Annotated in this window: 16 protein-coding genes; 15 read left to right on the forward strand and 1 reads right to left on the reverse strand. The window is 52.4% G+C overall.

Annotated elements, in window-relative coordinates:
- The first annotated feature begins 99 nt into the window (after positions 1-99).
- From JMF85_RS12515 to JMF85_RS12545, 7 genes are all read left to right on the forward strand, one after another.
- Positions 100-792, forward strand: a complete 693-nt coding sequence (locus JMF85_RS12515; RefSeq protein WP_201318310.1) for a TerC family protein — start codon at positions 100-102, stop codon at positions 790-792.
- A 216-nt stretch (positions 793-1,008) separates the two neighbouring features.
- Positions 1,009-2,373, forward strand: coding sequence for a glycosyltransferase family 4 protein (locus tag JMF85_RS12520; protein ID WP_201318311.1), 1,365 nt, complete (start codon positions 1,009-1,011; stop codon positions 2,371-2,373).
- Between the two features lie 80 nt (positions 2,374-2,453).
- Positions 2,454-3,467: a LacI family DNA-binding transcriptional regulator gene (locus JMF85_RS12525; protein WP_127607518.1), complete on the forward strand. Its 1,014-nt coding sequence runs from the start codon at positions 2,454-2,456 to the stop codon at positions 3,465-3,467.
- Positions 3,468-3,557: 90 nt separating this feature from the next.
- Positions 3,558-4,901, forward strand: a complete 1,344-nt coding sequence (locus JMF85_RS12530; protein WP_201318312.1) for an ABC transporter substrate-binding protein — start codon at positions 3,558-3,560, stop codon at positions 4,899-4,901.
- A gap of 72 nt (positions 4,902-4,973) precedes the next feature.
- On the forward strand, positions 4,974-5,879 hold the full coding sequence (locus JMF85_RS12535; RefSeq protein ID WP_127607516.1) for a carbohydrate ABC transporter permease: 906 nt from the start codon (positions 4,974-4,976) through the stop codon (positions 5,877-5,879).
- 12 nt (positions 5,880-5,891) lie between these two features.
- Positions 5,892-6,707, forward strand: a complete 816-nt coding sequence (locus JMF85_RS12540; protein ID WP_127607514.1) for a carbohydrate ABC transporter permease — start codon at positions 5,892-5,894, stop codon at positions 6,705-6,707.
- A gap of 16 nt (positions 6,708-6,723) precedes the next feature.
- On the forward strand, positions 6,724-9,093 hold the full coding sequence (locus JMF85_RS12545) for an amylo-alpha-1,6-glucosidase (protein ID WP_127607512.1): 2,370 nt from the start codon (positions 6,724-6,726) through the stop codon (positions 9,091-9,093).
- Positions 9,094-9,226: 133 nt separating this feature from the next.
- On the opposite strand, the gene JMF85_RS12550 is transcribed toward JMF85_RS12545, so the two are convergent.
- Positions 9,227-9,685 (reverse strand): GlcG/HbpS family heme-binding protein, encoded by a 459-nt coding sequence (locus JMF85_RS12550; RefSeq protein WP_054795691.1) that lies wholly within the window; start codon positions 9,683-9,685, stop codon positions 9,227-9,229.
- Positions 9,686-9,988: 303 nt separating this feature from the next.
- Between JMF85_RS12550 and JMF85_RS12555 the strand changes: the two genes are divergently transcribed.
- The 8 genes from JMF85_RS12555 to JMF85_RS12590 all read left to right on the forward strand — a co-directional run bounded on the left by JMF85_RS12555 (position 9,989) and on the right by JMF85_RS12590 (position 17,592).
- Complete coding sequence (locus JMF85_RS12555; RefSeq protein WP_230875904.1) at positions 9,989-10,801, forward strand: ABC transporter ATP-binding protein; 813 nt, start codon at positions 9,989-9,991, stop codon at positions 10,799-10,801.
- A gap of 1 nt (position 10,802) precedes the next feature.
- On the forward strand, positions 10,803-11,609 hold the full coding sequence (locus tag JMF85_RS12560) for an ABC transporter permease (RefSeq protein ID WP_127607508.1): 807 nt from the start codon (positions 10,803-10,805) through the stop codon (positions 11,607-11,609).
- Between the two features lie 24 nt (positions 11,610-11,633).
- Positions 11,634-12,710, forward strand: coding sequence for an ABC transporter substrate-binding protein (locus tag JMF85_RS12565; protein ID WP_201318313.1), 1,077 nt, complete (start codon positions 11,634-11,636; stop codon positions 12,708-12,710).
- A 177-nt stretch (positions 12,711-12,887) separates the two neighbouring features.
- Positions 12,888-14,162 (forward strand): Rieske 2Fe-2S domain-containing protein, encoded by a 1,275-nt coding sequence (locus JMF85_RS12570; RefSeq protein ID WP_054795696.1) that lies wholly within the window; start codon positions 12,888-12,890, stop codon positions 14,160-14,162.
- Positions 14,163-14,243: 81 nt separating this feature from the next.
- Positions 14,244-14,930 (forward strand): class II aldolase/adducin family protein, encoded by a 687-nt coding sequence (locus tag JMF85_RS12575; protein WP_127607502.1) that lies wholly within the window; start codon positions 14,244-14,246, stop codon positions 14,928-14,930.
- 122 nt (positions 14,931-15,052) lie between these two features.
- The gene (locus JMF85_RS12580; protein WP_164751796.1) at positions 15,053-15,271 is read left to right on the forward strand and encodes a hypothetical protein; all 219 of its coding nucleotides are present in this window, start codon (positions 15,053-15,055) and stop codon (positions 15,269-15,271) included.
- A gap of 19 nt (positions 15,272-15,290) precedes the next feature.
- Positions 15,291-16,541: an MFS transporter gene (locus JMF85_RS12585; protein WP_196426804.1), complete on the forward strand. Its 1,251-nt coding sequence runs from the start codon at positions 15,291-15,293 to the stop codon at positions 16,539-16,541.
- 58 nt (positions 16,542-16,599) lie between these two features.
- Entirely contained in the window at positions 16,600-17,592 is a 993-nt protein-coding gene (locus JMF85_RS12590; protein WP_054795698.1) for an ABC transporter substrate-binding protein, read from the forward strand.
- The last annotated feature ends 26 nt before the right edge of the window (positions 17,593-17,618 follow it).

Genomic DNA, 17,618 nt, shown 5'->3' on the forward strand with positions numbered 1-17,618 from the left:
GGACTTGTTCAGCTTTCTATTTTTTTTCTTTTACAACAGACAGGTCTGCACTATAATGTAATAGACATAAATGAGTAACTACTAAAGGAGAGTCGAAGTATGGAAGGCGATTTATTGGTAGGCTTATTAAAATTGATCCTCATCAACATCGTATTGAGCGGTGATAATGCGGTAGTGATTGCGCTTGCCTGCCGTGCGTTGCCTGCGCACCAACAGAAACGTGCGATCTTCTGGGGAAGCTTCGGTGCGATCGGTTTGCGGATCATCCTGACGTTTGTGGCGGTGTGGCTGCTTGCCATTCCTTATGTGCAAGTGCTTGGGGGACTTTTGCTGCTCTACATTGCGGTCAAGCTGGTGAAAGGCGAAGGAGAAGAAGAGCATCTGAAATCGGGAAATACCATAGCCGAAGCGATTAAGACGATTATGATCGCCGATCTGGTTATGAGCCTGGATAATGTGCTTGCTGTCGCGGGAGCGGCGGGAGGCAACGTGCTCCTGATCGCGCTGGGGCTTACCATCAGTATCCCGTTGATTATTTGGGGCAGTCAGCTTCTCATGACGCTGATGACCCGTTTCCCGATTATTGTCTGGTTTGGAGCCGGCCTGCTCGGTTATACGGCAGGGGAAATGATGCTGACGGATAAAGCGGTGGGACACTGGTTCGAAACGTATTTCCATGCTGGACATTACATCATTCCTATCGTGCTGGCTATTGTCGTTGTGGTTGCCGGCAAACTGCTCGGCAAGAAAAAAGAAGATGGCGAAGGGAACGCTACATCGGCCGCTTCCTGATCGCCCTGCTTTCGGCCGTTACCCAATGGCCGGATTCGGCTAACAAGCCCGAAATGCCTCAGAGCAGGCATTTCGGGCTTTTGTATGAAATAATGAATTGTTTTTTCGGATAAATTCGTTTAGAATCAGGTTATCATTATTTTTGCCAACGTTGGCAAAAATGCAAGCCGCCAGCTTGCATCATGAAAACTTTATGTTTTAGGAGGAACCCACAGCATGAATATTGCATTATGTCACTTTCGTGTCGGGGAGACCGACGGCGTTTCCTTGGAAATGGAAAAATGGAAGAAGGTTCTCAAGGAATTGGGTCATCGGGTGTATCTGTTAGCCGGAAGTTTGGGAGAAGAAGAAGGGATTGTGCTCGAAGAGCTGCACTATCAGCACCCGGTCAACAACAAATTCGTCGCCAACGCCTACGACCGGCTCTCGGATTATCCCGATGCCGAGGCATTCCGGGAGGATGTACTGGCGTTTGCGGCCCGGATCGAGGAAGCGCTGTGCCGTGCGATTGACGAATACAAGCTGGATATGCTGGTGCCCAACAATATTTGGTCGTTAGGCTGGGGGCTGCCTGCAGGGATTGCTTTCGCGGAAGTCGCGCGCAAGAGGAACATCGCCTGCATCGCGCACAATCATGATTTCCATTGGGAGCGGACAAGGTACAGCAATCCGACCGATGCCTGCATCTCAGACTGGCTGGAGCAATATTTTCCGCCGAAGCTTCCGAATGTCAAGCAAGTCGTGATTAATAAAATCGCTCAAGAGGAGCTGCTGAAGCGCACCGGACAACCGTCGACCGTCGTGCCTAACGTATTCGACTTTACCGCTCCTGCCTGGACGCTCGACGATTACAACGGCGATTTTCGCAAGGTGATCGGCGTGAAAGAGAACGACATCCTTTTCCTGCAGGCAACCCGGATCGCCGAACGGAAAGCGATTGAGCTTGCGATTGATTTGGCGGCAGAGGTCGGTAAGCCGGACAATATGAAGCTGTTGAAAGAAAGCCCGCTTTATGACGGGAGAATGCTCGGGGATGACGGGGAAATCGTGCTTGTGCTCGCAGGTCTTCAGGAAGCCTCGGCAGCGTACGTGGAAGGCTTGAACCGAAGAGCCGAGAGGCAGAAGGTGAAGCTGCTGTATATTAACGAATGGATCGAAGCGACCCGCGTTACCAGAAACGGCAAGAAGCTTTACTCGTTGTGGGACGCTTACGTGCATGCGGACTTTATCACGTACCCGAGTGTTTTGGAAGGCTGGGGCAACCAGTTCCTCGAAGGCCTGTATGCGAAGAAGCCGATGGCCGTATACGAATATCCGGTATATGGAACAGACATTAAGCCATGCGGGTTTCACATCGTTTCCTTGGGCAGCGAGCATACGGTAGACGAAGAAGGATTGGTCCATGTGGAAAGCAAAGTGATGGAGGCGGCCGGCCGGGAAGTGCTCCGTTATTTACAGGATGGCGAATTCCGCAGTGCCCGCATGGAACATAACTTTCGATTAGGGGAAGAGCGTTATTCCTACGATGCGCTGAAGCAAATTTTGGCCGGACTTTTTAAAACGCCGGTTTCAAAAAGCTAGATATTGACACCCCGAGCGAGAACGGTTACAATTATAAATGCCAACGATGGCATAAACTAGATTCGAGTAAGGGACCCTAAATGAAAACGCAAACAATCAAAGATGTGGCAAAGCTGGCAGGCGTGTCTATTCGAACCGTTTCCCGCGTCATTAACGAAGATCCCCATGTGAAGGCGGAAACGAGAGAGAAAATCCTCAAGGTGGTCGCAGAAACCGGCTTTAAAGCCAACATGCTGGCCAAAAGCCTGAGGGAGAAGAAGACAAACACCTTGATTGCTTTCGTAGATCAGCATAGCGGACGGTTTTGGGGCGCTTTTCATAATGAAATTCTGCAGAAGATGATGAAGGAAGCGCACCGGATGGATTACCGTCTGATTATTTCCTCTTCATCGGCCGAGAGCTATGAGGAGAACGAGAACGACGGATTTTATCTATTGAAGCACGGCATGGCTGACGGTGCGGTCATGTTCGACACCAAAGAAAAAGATAAACGGGTGGAGTATTTGCGGGAACGACAAATCCCATTCGTTATTCTGGGAAAAGACATGGATCATTTCGACACCTCCTATGTGGATTTGGACAATGTGTCCGCCGGTTACCTGGCCGCCCAATATTTGGCCTCGAAGGGCCGCAGGAACATCCTGTTCTTGCTGGGCCATGCGGATTACATCGTGAATCAGGAACGGGCGCAAGGAATCAGCCGCTATTTCTCCGCACATCAAGAACAGGCGATCGAGTGGAACATTCTGTACGATGTGTCGAGCATTGAATCGGCTTATCTGCGGACGAAGGAGGCGCTGGCCTTGCCGCAGCATCCGGACGCCATTTTTATCTCCGGCGATGAAAGGGCTATCGGCGTATACCGCGCGGTTTACGAGCAAGGACTGCGCATTCCGGAGCAGGTTGCCGTACTCGGCATCGATAAGACCGAGATGGGGGAATTTTATCATCCTCCGATCACGACCATCGACCAGTCGATTACATCCATGGCTCAGACGGTCATGCAGCTCCTGGTCAAGCAGCTTGACGGGGCTGAAAAAAACGGCACGCGTGTGCTGATCTCACCGATGATTTGCGAAAGACAGTCGACCTAAATTTTTTTAGATAAAAATGCCAACGTTGGCAAAGGTGCTGATGATTGGATTTTTATATAAAAGTACCTAAAAAGGGGAGAGTTACCTCATATGAACAAATGGCCAAAAGTTGTAGTCGCTGGCACGCTCGCTATTTCACTGACCGCTTGCGGGTCCGCCAAACCGGAATCGGCTAATACCGCAGGAGAGCAAGCGCAAGCGGAGCCGGGTAAAACGACCCAAATCCGCATGCAGATCGCATGGGCAAGCGATTCGCCGCGCGGCAAAGCGATTCGCGTCATCCTGGACGAGTTCGAGAAGAAAAACCAGGATGTTAAAGTTGAACTGCTCGGCAGCGCCCAAAACGGTCAAAAGCTGTTGACTCAAATTTTGAGCGGAGATGCTCCGGAAGTCATGCAGATCGCTTACCGCGACGTTCGAGGTCTTGCGCCGCAAGGAGCGTACCTCGATCTGTCGAAGGATTTGAATGCGGAGAAGGACAACTACTATCAGCAGCTTTGGGATTTGGGGACTTGGGACGGCAAGCTTTACGGCTTTCCATGGCTCGGACATTCCGTTCAGTTAATTTATAATAAGACGTTGTTCGACAAAGCCGGTATTAAAAATCCGCCGAAAACGTGGGATGAGCTTTATGACGCCGCCAAGAAATTGACCGTCGATACGAACGGTGACGGCAAACCGGATCAATATGGCATAGGACTCGTCGGGAAGCAAGTTTACGATATTACCTGGATGGTCAATATGTTCATGAATCAAGCCGGAGCGAACATTGTCAAAGATGACGGCAAGGGCAATTATCAGGTCGGCTTGAACTCTCCTGAGGGCAAGAAGGCATTGGAATTTTATACGAAGCTCGTCAAAGAAGTATCGCCTCCGGATACAGTGAATAAAGACGGCGGGGCTGTTATGGCCGATTTCCGCAACCAGGTGGTGGCTATGCAATTCCAAGGACCATGGGGGGTTCCCGATGCTTGGAAGGCGGCTAACAAATTTGAAGTCGGAACGGCCGAAGTGCCGGCCGGACCTGCAGGCAAAGCAGCCGATATCGGACCTTACATGCTTTCCGTGCCGACGGGCGTGAAAGGCGACAAGCTGTCCGCTTCCGTGAAGCTGATCAAGTTCCTGGGCTCTAAAGAAGGACAGGAGCTGGTAATGAAGGGGGAAAAAGCCGACGACGGCAACTTCTACCCGTTCCGCGTGCCGATTCGCAAAGACCTTTACGACTTGCCTTATTTTAAAGAGCATCCGGAATTCCTCGTCTTTATCAAAGGCCTGGAATACCCGAGCATATCGACGCCGGTTCCACAGTGGTCTCAAGTGGAGGCGGAAGTCTATCAAAGCGTACTGAACCAGGTTGTTTCCGGCGCCATCACGGCCGAACAAGGCTTGAAAACGCTCGAAGAAAAAGGCAACGCCATTTTAAAAGCGAAGTAAGTCCATCCAGTAATCAAGTCAGGACAGAGCACCTAACCAGCTAGGTGCTCTGCTTGCCTAAGGAGGCAAAACATGAAAAAAAGAATCCGCAGCAGGATCGGAGACTGGACCAGCTATGTGTTTATTTTGCCTTCGGTCATCATTCTCGGACTTTTTTTGATCTATCCGATCATCTGGTCCTTTATCGCCAGCTTTAAGGATATTAAGCCCATTACGCTGAAAAATTCAGGGCTTTTCGAAATTCCCGGCGCCTTTGTCGGATTCGATCAGTATGCAAGGGTTTTGCAGAATGAGCTGTTTATTAAAGCGCTTGTAAATACCGTTTATTTCAGCATTATTTTCATTCCGGTTACGATGTTCGCCTCGGCGTGCCTGGCACTTCTTCTTAACCAGAAATTAAAAGGGGTCAATCTGGTCCGCACCGTTTTCTTTATTCCTTATATTTTATCGGTAGTCAGCGCCAGCTTGATTTTCATGTTTCTCTTTAACGGGGACCGCGGTTTAATCAATGCGCTGTTGAACTTGTTCGGCATCTCGGGTCCGAATTGGCTGGCCAGCACGGTTTGGGCCATGCCGGTCATTGCCATCATGACCTGCTGGAAAAAAATCGGCTATTTCATGCTGATTTATTTGGCCGGTCTGCAAAATATTCCGAAAGATTTGTATGAAGCGGCCGATGTTGACGGGGTCACGCCTTTTCAACGGCTGCGTTTAATCACATGGCCTCTTCTCGGCCGCATCTCGTTAGTCGTGTTCATCCTGTTGCTGATCGATTCGCTCAATGTGTTTCAGGAAATCTACATCATGACCGGCGGAGGACCTGCCGATTCGACGACGACTGTACCGTTCCTCATTTATAATGAGGCGTTCAAATATTACAGGATCGGATCTTCCGCAGCGATGTCCTATATTTTGTTCTTCCTGGTGCTCATCATCACGATCGTTCAGAAAAAAATAGTCGACAAACGGTTAGGATAGGAGGGGGAAACGATGAAAAAAAATTGGCTGTCTTCGATCGTGCTTTGGGCTTTAGGCCTGATCTTTTTTCTGCCGCTTTACTGGTTGTTCGTGTCCAGTTTGAAAAGCGACTCGGAAATTACGCGGTTTCCTCCGACATTTTGGCCGGAACATCTCGAATGGAGCAATTACCCTGAAATCTGGGAAGCGCTGAAATTCGGCACGACGTTCATGAACTCGATGATCGTGACCATTTCCACGACCGCACTCATCGTGATATTTACCAGTATGGCCGGCTACGCTTTTGCCAAGAAGCAATTTTTCGGCAAAAATGTGCTGTTCATCGCCTTGATCGCCACCATGACCGTTCCACCGACGGTGCTGCTGCTGCCGCTCTATTTCATCATTACGAAGATGGGGATATACGACAGTCTGATCAGCTTGATCGTGCCTTTCAGCGTAACGGTGTTCGGGATCTTTTTCACGAAGCAGTACATTGACGATGTGCCTACGGAAATGCTGGAAGCCGCGAGAATCGACGGCAGCGGGGAGTTCCGCCTGTTTTATCAGATCGTGCTTCCTCTTATTAAACCGGCGATCATTACTTTGATCATTGTCGAGTTTGTGCATAACTGGAATTCCTTTACAATGCCTCTCGTGCTGCTTCAATCCGAAGACAAATTCACGATTCCGCTGCGGCTCGCCCTATTGGCGCAGGAGAGCATCGCGATTCCATGGTCGCGGATTTTGGCCGCGAACGTACTTTCGCTGATTCCGGTGCTGATTTTATTCCTCAGCGTACAGAAGCAATTTGTCAAAGGCCTGATGGCCGGAGCCGTGAAAGGCTAATGAAGGGAGAATTCCAATGCGTAAAATTCAAGCCAAGCAGCTCGGAGACATCTTTTACGAAATGACGTATGTCAAAGGGAGCTTGCGCAACGATTATTCGGGCGGGGTGTGTATCGGATTCAGATTTAATCTGGACAATCCTCCGCTCGCCCTTGGCGGCATGGCTATCGACTTCAAGCTGCTGCTGGACGGGAACGAAATGAGTCCGGACAAAGTCTGGATTATGCAAGATCAGCACGGCCGCAATGCGGGAACGATATCCGAAGCGGAGCCGTTCACGTTCGAGGTCGGGGCGGCTACGGAGTGGTCGGTGCTGTATCCCGGCGGTCTGACGCCGGGCGAGCATACGCTCGTTATCGTGACCGAGCAGTACGCGTTCGGGAAAATTTATTCCCGGTTTACGATTAAGGATCAAGTCGCGGATATCCAAGAGCCTTGTCTGACCAAAACGGGTCCGTTTGACCGTCCGCTCGCGTTATCCAACGATACTTCGTTTACGGTCTTGAACTGGGCAGGCGATCTGTCGGCCGATTGGAACTGGTGGGGACTCGTCACGGATAACGGCGGCTTGTACAGTCCTCCGGCGAGGTACATCCGTCATTTGAAGTGGCAGCTGCGTAAAGGGGAGGGGCAGGAAGCTTATCCGTTGGTCCGCTTCACGGAGCGCGCGAACCATCTGCCCGGCAGACTCGAGGCGTTCAGCCGATTCGACCGGTTGACTGTGGACCGCAAGGTGTTCATGTCGCCCGCGGACGCGGCGGTGCTTACCCGGTTCACTTTAACGAACCACGGGGACGGGACCGAGACGTTCGAGCTCATCGCCGATGTGGAAGCGATGCTGGTGCCGTACGGACTGCTCGGCGTGAAGGCGAAACAGTTTAAGTTTCGTCAAACCGAAGGAAAATTAATCATGGAAAACCCGCAGCTGCCGTATGTTGCCGTTATTGCCTGCGATGCCGGCTGCACAGCATCGTTCGGCAGCGAATATCAAGGCGCGGACCCTCGCGTTCAGCTCCGGATTCCATGCGAAATCGCGCCCCATTCGTCGCTGACGGTAACGGTTGTGCTGACCGGCGACCCGGAGCATGAAGCGGCAGCCGTAGAAACCGCAACGCGATGCTTAACTCAGGCCGGAGAGCTGTTCGTTCAGACGGCCGGGTCTTATCGGGACTACCTGCAGGAAACCGCCGCGGCTTATACGGGAGACGATGAGCTGGACAGGGCCTTTGATTTTGCCAAGCTTGCCCTGAAGCTGTTGAAATTCAATCATCCGGAAATCGGGATCGGCATTTGTGCGGGCTTTCCCCGTTTCCCGAACTACTGGAGCAGGGATTCGGCGTGGACGGCGTTCGCTTATTTGGCTATCGGGGATGTCGAGTTTGTTAAAGAGGTTTTATTAAACTTCATCTCCCTGCAGCTGAAAGAGGATCGCCCCGGCGCGATGGCAGGGGATATGCCTACCGTGATCAGCGGACCGGGCTTCATGCATCAAACCTCCTGGGGAGGCTCGGCGGAAGGCGTCCTGCTGCAGGCGATATTATTCCGCGAATATGTTCAAGCCGCGAAGGATACGGAATTTGCGCGCGCTTATTTTCCAAGCTTGCTTGAATCGGTGAACTGGGCTCTGCGCTGCGACCGTGACGGGGACGGATTTCTGGAGCACGGCATCGTCGGCGACGTATCCACCTCGCAAGCGTTCACGATTCCGGATACGCAATGGATGGACCATATCGACCGGAGAAAGAGCGGCAACGATGTGCAAGGTTTGTATTGGCATGCGCTCCGTTCCGCTTCGGACGTCGCCCATTTGATCGGGGAGACGGAGTTTGCCCTCAAGTGGCGCACCCTGGCGGATCAGGTGGAGCAGCAGTACGAGGATGCGTTCTGGTACGAAGACGGAGCGTATTACTACGACCGGCTGTTGGAAGACGGCACGCCCGACCCTACGCTGCGCCCCAATTATGCCGTCAACTTGATGTTCTCCACGTTAGCCGATCCCGATCGGGTGAAGGCGTCATTGGAGAAGCTCGAAGCGGCGGAGGTGACGACGCCGTTCGGCGTCCGGACAAGAAGTGCGGCTGATGAAGGAAACGGGTACGATCCGTCCAGCTATCAGGAAGGCGCTGTCTGGAATTTGACGACCGGCTGGGTAGCCTTGGCCGAATTTAACGCGGGACGCCCGGAGCAAGGCGTCGCCTTCCTGCGGATGATCGCATCGCGGATTCTGGATGAAATGGGCATGGCTGCCGAGCTGTATCGCGCGAACAGGCCGGAGCCGCTTAACGGTTGCTTTCTGCAGGCTTGGTCCGTAGGTATGTATGTCTGGTGCTTGATGCGCTATCATCGTGAAATATCCCGTTTCATTCAATCTGAATCGAATCGCTGATCCCGAACGGTTTTGCTCACGCAGACAGACGGGGTAAAGGTAAAGCCGACTTGAATTTTCAAGCGGCTTTTACCTATTTGTACGCAATAGGCGGAATGTCATTCGTCTTTATGGCTTCTCTCCAGCCTGACTCTTACGGAATCCAGGCCCAGTCAAGTCTGCGTGCCTGAGGCATGTGCGATGCATACGACTCAAAGGCATGAACAGCCGCTTTGGCAACCTCCACATCATTAGCGACCGTACTGCCGCTGACACCGACGGCGCCGACGATCCTTCCTTCTCTTACAAGCGGAATTCCACCTCCGAACACAACCACCCGGCCATGATTAGTCGTATTGATCCCGTACAGTTCCGCATGAGGGGCTGCCAAATGGGCCAGATGTGAAGTAGGCATTCGCAGCGCAACGGCGGTCCATGCCTTATTTTGCGCGATGTCGATACTGGCCAGCCAGGCATCGTCCATCCGGTGACAAGCGGTGAAATTGCCGCCTTCATCGACGATCGCGATCACTTGCGAAATTCGAAGCTCTTTTGCTTTCTGTTCCGCAGCTTTTATCACATGTTTCGCAGTCTCGAGCGTCATGCTTTTCATTTGTTTATCGCTCCTTTAAACCTTGTTCGCCCTGCAAATGGTTCTGATATGCATTTTGGATTCCCTGTATTATATGGGCGACCGGCGGCTTTAGGTGTCTCGCAATTTGTAATCGTTCCGAGATCCAAATTATATTTTTTTTGCATGTGCCGCATAGAAGAACGGCCAGTTTTGTTACCCGGCACAAAAATAGTATTTTTAATGATGAAAGCATAATAAAGTCGCCTCCATGGTTTATACTAATGATGACGCTTTCATGTTTTCAAAGAAATGGCTAACCATATCGACGAAGGGGAATGATCCATGACAATGACGACCGCCACCACAGTGCCGTTGATGAGTTTTAACGAAATAAATGTGATTTATAATCAAGGACAGCCGAATCAGGTTCATGCGCTGAAAGATGTGTCGGGTACAATCCGGGAAGGGGAATTCATTTCGATCATCGGCCCGAGCGGGTGCGGAAAATCGACCCTGCTGCATACGTTGGACGGCTTGATTCGTCCTGTTTCCGGAAGCGTATCCATTAACGGTCGGCCGATTGAAAGTCCGGGCGGAGAGAAGGCGATGGTGTTTCAGGATTTCGCGCTGATGCCCTGGCATACGGTATTTCAGAATGTGGCCTTCGGCTTGCGTTTAGCCGGAAAAAACAATAAAGACGTGAAAGATCACGTGATGCACTATATTCGCATGGTCGGACTCGACGGCTTCGAGCATAAATATCCGCACCAGCTGTCCGGGGGCATGAAGCAGAGGGTGGGCATCGCCAGGGCGTTCGCGGTGGAACCGAAAATTTTGCTGATGGATGAGCCGTTCTCCGCCATCGACGAGCAAACCCGGGAGATCATGCAGGAAGAAGTGCTCAAGATGCTGCAGCATGAGAAGAAAACGGTTATTTTCATCACCCACTCGATTGACGAGGCCGTATTCTTATCCAACCGCGTGTTTCTGATGTCGGTGCGGCCGGGTCGGATCATCGATGACCTGACCATCGACATTCCGTACCCAAGGACGCTCGAAACGAAGCTTCTGCCGGAGTACCAGGAATATAAATCGATCATATGGAATCATCTCAAAGGCGAAGTTACCCGTCAGTACCAGAAAGGAGAAGCATAACATGGCAAAAACAGCAACCATTCAACCATCCCTGACCTCTGCCCCTCGGAAAAAGGCAAAGCTGCCCCCGTCCGTCACCTATCCGGTCGTCACGATTGGCATCATCTTCGTGATCTGGGAGATCGTCGGGCAGCTGGGAGGCATCGATCCCTTCATGTTCAGCTGGCCGAGCAAAATTTTGGAGCAAACATGGGCGTTCATCGCTAACGGCTCGGTGTTCGGGCATTTGGCAATCAGCGCCGTCGAGGTTGGCATCGGATTTGGGATGGCGCTCATCGGTATTCCCATCGGGTTGATCCTCGGCTACTGGCGTAAAATCGAGTATGCATTCGATCCGATCATCACCGCGCTTTACACGACGCCCGTTGTGGCGCTGACGCCGCTGTTTGTTTTATGGTTCGGATTGGAGACGCTTTCGAAAATTATGATGGTGTTTACGATGGCGATCTTCCCGATCCTGATCAATACGATGGCCGGGGTGAAAACGACGGATCCGTCGCTGATCAAGGCCGCACGCTCCTATGGGGCCAACTCGTACCAAATGTTTCGCGAGGTCATATTTCCTTCGACCTTATCTTATATCGTCACCGGTATTCGTCTGGCTATCGGTCGCGCCTTGATCGCGGTCGTTGTGGCGGAAATGCTTGCCGCCAACAAAGGCATCGGCTACGCCATCCGGCATGCCTCCGAGCTGTTCCGGACTTCCGAATATTTAGGGTATGTCGGCGTATTGATGGTCTTGTCCGTTTTATTGACGCAGCTGTTGAAATATGTAGAACGATGGATCGCCCCATGGCGAAACCATTAATATATTATAGGGGGAACGAAAGAAATGAAGAGCCTGACACCAAATGATTTGAAAAGTTCATTAAAAGGGGCAGCGAAGCACTCGCTGAAGCTTATTGCCTGTACTTCACTGTTACTGGCCGTTGTCGGATGCGGGGGTAAGGCGGCCAATGTGCCGGCGGCTGAAGGGAATGCCGGTGGCCAAGGCGCTCCTGCGGCTGTGAAGATGAAGCCGGATCAGCTGACCACGATCAAGATGGCGCTGCCTTCGAAGAACATGAGCTACCTCCCGATTTACGTGGCTCAGAAGAAAGAATTCTATAAGAAAAACAATTTGGAGATCAACCTCGAATATGTGAAGGGCGGCGTACTCGCGCTAAGGGGGCTTCAAACCGGGGAATATCCGATCATCTCTTCGCTGCCGGAGTCGATCATTACCGGAGTGGCGGAAGGCGCGAACGTCAAGCTGATCGGCACGCTGGACGACAAGTCGATGTATTCGATTTTTGTGGCTAAAGACATCAAAAAGCCTGAGGATTTGAAAGGGAAGTCGGCGGCCAGCAACGTGCCGGGTAACGGAACCGACATTCAACTCCAGTATTGGCTGAAGAAAAACGGGCTCGAGCCGAATAAGGACGTACGCCTCATTAACTCCGGTGAAAATGCGGGCCGTTTGCAAGCGCTGCAAACCGGGCAAGCGTCTGTAACCATTCTGAGCCAGCCGACCGATTTGAAGGCCGATGAATTAGGCTTTGTCCGATTGTCCTTAATGCGGGATGAACTGACCACCTATAATCACAACATGCTGGCAGCAAACGGAGACCTGATTAAAGACAAACCGGAAGTCGTCTACGCTTTCATGGCGGGTCAGGCCGAGGCCGTCAAGTATATCAAGGATAGCGCCAACCGCGAAGAGGTGCTGGCGATCGCCATGGCGGAGCTGGGCATGAGCAAGGCCGAAGCGGAGAAATCGCTCGATTTCGTGCTGCCGGGCCTCGCGGACAAGGGCAAGATGAATATCGAAGGCATGAAATGGGCGATCGATACCGTCAAGGCAACCGGGGCGCTTTCCAAAGATGTGAGCCTCGATAAAGTAGTGGATGAACGGTTTTATGCCAAATAATGGCGAAGGGCGTCCGTGCTGAACGGACGCCTTTTTTTAGTGGGAGCGGCATGTGAAAACGCAAACTTTTTTGGCGCTTGTTCATCATAGAAGAACTCAAGATTTTAGGCGGAAAAGCCAGCATTTATACTTAAGTTAACGGGTAACCTCATCTATGAACTCAAGGGAGAGATGGACATGTTAAAAAGAGAAGATAACGAGAAGCTGTGCCGGGTGAGTCCGGGGACGCCGATGAACGAGCTGTTCCGGCGTTATTGGATTCCTGCCGTCTTAAGCGAAGAGCTGCCGGGCCCGGATTGTCCGCCGGTTCGCGTCCGGTTGTTGGGCGAGGATTTGGTCGCATTCCGCGATACGAACGGTACGATCGGGCTGCTCGATGCCTACTGTCCTCACCGCCGGGCGCATCTGTTCTGGGGACGCAATGAGGAATGCGGGCTTCGCTGCGTATACCACGGCTGGAAGTTCGATACGAACGGTCAATGCACGGATACGCCGAACGAGCCGCCGACTAGTGATTTTAAACATAGCGTCAAATTGAAGTCTTATCCTACCTATGAGAAGGCCGGCATTGTTTGGACCTACATGGGACCGAAGGAGTTGCAGCCGGGCTACCCGGATTACGAATGGATGCGGGCGCCGGAAAATTTCCGCAACGTCTCGAAAACATTCGAAGCTTGTAACTGGCTTCAGGCGCTTGAGGGAGGCATCGATACGTCCCACTCCTCGTTCGCCCACAACAATAACATTGCCGATAAGAACGCGCTCCGGTCCAGAGCTACCGCGCCGAAGCTTGAAGTGGTCAAAACCGACTACGGCTTTAAATATGCCGGCATCCGCGATTTGAAAGAGGACGGAAACTATGTAAGGGCTTACCAGTTCATTATGCCCGCACAGCAGATGAGGGGGGCCATGGTGCGCTGGACCGACGGCCAAATGGAGAAATTCCCGTCCATCGCGGGACATATTTGGGTGCCGATCGACGACTCCAACGTATGGGTGTACAACTTTATTTATTCGTCGGACGTTAACATTCCGTTTACTCCCGAATTTGTGGAGAAGCATGAAACGGATTTCGGGCGCGGCAAAGCAGATATGCTGCCGGGCTACAAATTGGTACGCAATCCTTCCAACGATTTCCTCATTGACCGCGAGGTGCAAAGAACCAAAACGTTCACCGGCATCGCCGGAATCAACACTCAGGACTACGCCCTGCAGGAAACGATGGAGCTGCCGTTCTGCGACCGCACCAGGGAAAAGCTGGGCACCGCCGACACCGCGATCATCGTGGCGCGCCAGCTGCTGCTCGAGGCGATGAAAGACATCGAGGCGGGCAAAGTACCGCGTGGCGTAGATCCAAGCACGTACAACATGGTCAGAGGCTGCGACAAGTTTTTGCCTAAAGGCGTGGATTGGAAGGAAGGGCTGCTTGAGGACATGACAGCCAAGTTTTAAACCGTAACTCGTCCGTTTCACGCCGAATCTCAGCGCGCTTGAGGTTCGGCGCCTTTCATTTCGCATACTGGAGGAGAGACTATGGTAGCACCCGATTCTGAAACGTTAAAGCAAAATTTGGCGCTAGGTATCCGAATGCTTGAACGAGCCGAGATTATCGATTACAACGGACATGGCAGCGTACGCATTCCCGGCACCGATCACATCCTTATCAATTCGGGCCCGTGTGCGCGGAACGCTCTGACGGCCCGGGACATCGTCACGATCGATAGCGGCGGCAGACAGCTGGATGGGCATGATGCTCCTCCGATGGAAATGCACATTCATCTGGAAATTTATAAACGAAGACCCGACGTGCAGGCGGTTATTCATGCTCATCCGAATTGGTCGACCTATTTCAGCATGACCGGGGTCCCGATCAGACCCGTGTTCCCTCAGGCGGCGCTGTTAGGTTCAATACCGGTATTTGATTGCATCGATTCCGTGAATACGCCGGAGCTGGGAAGTCGTTTGGCCCACGAGCTTGGGGAAAGCCGGGCCGTTCTGCTGAAGTCCCATGGCAGCGTCATCGCCGGTTCAACGCTTGAGGAAACGTTCGCGCTGTGCATTTATTTGGAGGAGAACGCCAAACGACAGTACAGGGCTCAAGCTTTGGGCATGCCTTATGTGTTAAATGAGCAGGAAATCGAGGACTGTGTCCGCAATTTGGCGAGGCCCGGCCTGTACCGCAAAGTTTGGGATTATTATCAGGCCAGGTTGCGGATGTAAATCGTTCATTTGTTCCGTCTACGGGAACATCCCGTATCTAAATATGCAGCTCATGCGGTAATGTTAAGGCATAGAACAATCCTGATACAAACTTCAGTTATCGGAAGAGAGGAGAAGCCATGATGGCGATTCAAAAAGAACTACGGGGCAAAACGGTGGCCGTGCTCGGCTACAGCGAAGACGGGGCTGATTATGCGAAGCATCTGAGGGAACAAGGCGTGAAAGTCGTCATTGGCTTGCGCGAGGTGGATACGATGTGGCCTCAGGCCGAACGGGACGGGTTCCGCGTGATGAATCTCTGGAATGCGGTGGGAGCTTCCGACATTATTCAAGTTTGGTGACATTAGGGAGGGGTTGGCCTTGCGTGAAGCGGTTGACTCATCGTCGCCGAGATCCATGAAAGAGATGTGGCTGATCACAATCGGCCACGGATTAACCCATTGGTATCCGGCCACCTTTTATTTACTGCTCCCCATCATTGGGAAAGAACTGGGGCTCAGCTATACCGAAACCGGCATGATCATTACGTTTCAATATTTGGCAAGCACGATCGCCAACGTGCCGGGAGGCATGCTGGTCGATACGATCGGCAAGAAAGGTCTTCTGATGGCATTGTCGCTCTTCTGGGTCGGCATTCCCTACTTGTTTATGAATTTTACGACCACGTATTGGATGCTGCTTCTTTGCGTTACGCTGGTCGGCATCGGCAACAACCTTTGGCACCCGACCGCGATCCCTACGCTCGCGCAGCGGTACCCGGAACGGAGGGGCTTCGTGCTTTCGGTTCACGGCATGGCGGCCAATGTGGGCGACGCGCTCGCGCCGCTTGCGATAGGCGCTCTGCTGGCCGTGTTTACGTGGAGGCAGATCGTGGTCATCAATATCGTTCCCGGCATTACGATGGCGCTGCTCATTGTCATCCTGCTGCGGAATTTGCAGTCGGGCTCCAGAAAGAATCAGGAAGCGGCCGGAGAAGAGAAGGAAGGGCAGACGCTTAAGGAATATGTGAGCGGGCTGAAGGGATTGTTTCGAAACCGCAGCCTGGCGCTCATTTCAACCAGCTCGGCCTTTCGCTCGATGACGCAAAACGCGCTGCTGACGTTTCTCCCGCTATATTTGGCGCATGAATTGAATTACCCGCCGTTGTGGGTCGGCGCAGGCTTGTTTCTGCTGCAGATGGGAGGCTTTATCGCCGCTCCGATTTCGGGCCATTTGTCCGACAAGTGGGGACGCAAAAAAGTACTGACGGCCAGCATGGCGATGACGGCAGTCATTCTGATCCTGATGACGGCTATGGGGAAATCCCCGCTGTTCATCGGTTTAATCGCGGTTCTCGGTTTCTTTATGTACGCGGTCCGTCCCGTGATCCAGGCTTGGCTGATGGAATCGTCACCCAAGCATATGGCCGGCACCAGCGTAGGCATCCTGTTCGGCATGCAGTCGGTCGGCCAATCGATCTCCCCTTTGCTTGGCGGCATGATTTCCGACAAGTACGGTTTGTTCGCCGCTTTCTATTTCGTGGCGGGCACGATCGTCATCGCGAATCTGCTCATTGTGTTTATGCCCAGGCAGGAACGATCGCTAGACGGCAACGAGTCGATCTCCGCCTAGATTCGAGAGCGTTTACAAGACACTGACCTATACGCAAATCAATAAGGAGGATTTCCACATGAATAAACTGAACTTAAGCTTCGCCTGCTGGGATTACGACCGCGTCCAGGCGTTAATCGACGGTTCCGTCCGTCCCAACGGCATTGAACTGAACTTTCTCAAAATGCCGGTGGAAGAAACCTTTTTCCGTATGATGCGCCACCAGGAATTCGATGTATCCGAGCTGTCGGCGTCGTCCTATTTAATCGCAAGGGACCGGGGCTTTCCGAATTTTACAGCGATTCCGGTGTTCCCGTCGCGGTTTTTCCGGCATTCGGGCATTTATGTGAACGTGGATTCGGGGATTCGCCGCCCGGAGGATTTAAAGGGCATGCGGATCGGTATTCCCGAATATCAATTGACCGCTTGTGTATGGATCCGGGGATTTCTGCAGCATGAATACGGCGTACATCCGTCCGAGGTGGAATGGTTCTTCGGCGGTCAGGAGACACCGGGCCGCGTCGAGAAGATCAAGCTGGAGCTGCCGGCCGACGTTAGACTTCAGCCGATCGGTCCGGAGCAGACGCTGAACCAGATGCTGGAGAACGGCGAACTGGACGCGTTCATTGCACCCCGCGCCCCGTCTTGTTTCTTGAACGGATCGCCGCGTGTGAACAGACTGTTTGAAGACTACGTCTCCGTGGAGAAGGCCTATTTCCAGAAAACAGGCATTTTCCCGATCATGCACGTCATAGCGATTCGCGACGAAATATTGGAGCGGCATCCGTGGGTCGCGCAAAACCTGTATCAGGCTTTTGTCGAGGCGAAAAATAAAGTGTACGAGGGCTTCAATCAAACCGCAGCCTTGAAGGTGACGCTGCCTTGGCTCGTATCGGAAATCGAGCAAACGAAGAAGCTGATGGGCGAGGATTTCTGGCCTTACGGATTACAGAACAATCGCGCCACTTTGGAAGCGCTCGTCAGCTATTCCTATGAGCAGGGGCTTATCAAGAACAAGCTTTCGGTCGAAGAGCTATTCGTGAAATCCGCCCTGGAGCAGTATACCATTTAGAAGAAGGAATGCGTGATGGCTGCCGG

Origin of the sequence: Paenibacillus sp. EPM92 (assembly GCF_016586185.1) — a bacterium.
Classification (GTDB): domain Bacteria; phylum Bacillota; class Bacilli; order Paenibacillales; family NBRC-103111; genus Paenibacillus_G; species Paenibacillus_G validus.

Excerpts from the sequence above, each read along its gene's own strand:
- JMF85_RS12565 (WP_201318313.1), top strand. The coding sequence starts at position 11,634 with ATGAAGAGCCTGACACCAAATGATTTGAAAAGTTCATTAAAAGGGGCA.
- JMF85_RS12525 (WP_127607518.1), top strand. The coding sequence starts at position 2,454 with ATGAAAACGCAAACAATCAAAGATGTGGCAAAGCTGGCAGGCGTGTCT.
- JMF85_RS12520 (WP_201318311.1), top strand. The coding sequence starts at position 1,009 with ATGAATATTGCATTATGTCACTTTCGTGTCGGGGAGACCGACGGCGTT.
- JMF85_RS12555 (WP_230875904.1), top strand. The coding sequence starts at position 9,989 with ATGACAATGACGACCGCCACCACAGTGCCGTTGATGAGTTTTAACGAA.
- JMF85_RS12560 (WP_127607508.1), top strand. The coding sequence starts at position 10,803 with ATGGCAAAAACAGCAACCATTCAACCATCCCTGACCTCTGCCCCTCGG.
- JMF85_RS12545 (WP_127607512.1), top strand. The coding sequence starts at position 6,724 with ATGCGTAAAATTCAAGCCAAGCAGCTCGGAGACATCTTTTACGAAATG.
- JMF85_RS12540 (WP_127607514.1), top strand. The coding sequence starts at position 5,892 with ATGAAAAAAAATTGGCTGTCTTCGATCGTGCTTTGGGCTTTAGGCCTG.
- JMF85_RS12590 (WP_054795698.1), top strand. The coding sequence starts at position 16,600 with ATGAATAAACTGAACTTAAGCTTCGCCTGCTGGGATTACGACCGCGTC.
- JMF85_RS12515 (WP_201318310.1), top strand. The coding sequence starts at position 100 with ATGGAAGGCGATTTATTGGTAGGCTTATTAAAATTGATCCTCATCAAC.
- JMF85_RS12570 (WP_054795696.1), top strand. The coding sequence starts at position 12,888 with ATGTTAAAAAGAGAAGATAACGAGAAGCTGTGCCGGGTGAGTCCGGGG.
- JMF85_RS12575 (WP_127607502.1), top strand. The coding sequence starts at position 14,244 with ATGGTAGCACCCGATTCTGAAACGTTAAAGCAAAATTTGGCGCTAGGT.
- JMF85_RS12580 (WP_164751796.1), top strand. The coding sequence starts at position 15,053 with ATGGCGATTCAAAAAGAACTACGGGGCAAAACGGTGGCCGTGCTCGGC.
- JMF85_RS12535 (WP_127607516.1), top strand. The coding sequence starts at position 4,974 with ATGAAAAAAAGAATCCGCAGCAGGATCGGAGACTGGACCAGCTATGTG.
- JMF85_RS12550 (WP_054795691.1), bottom strand. The coding sequence starts at position 9,685 with ATGAAAAGCATGACGCTCGAGACTGCGAAACATGTGATAAAAGCTGCG.
- JMF85_RS12530 (WP_201318312.1), top strand. The coding sequence starts at position 3,558 with ATGAACAAATGGCCAAAAGTTGTAGTCGCTGGCACGCTCGCTATTTCA.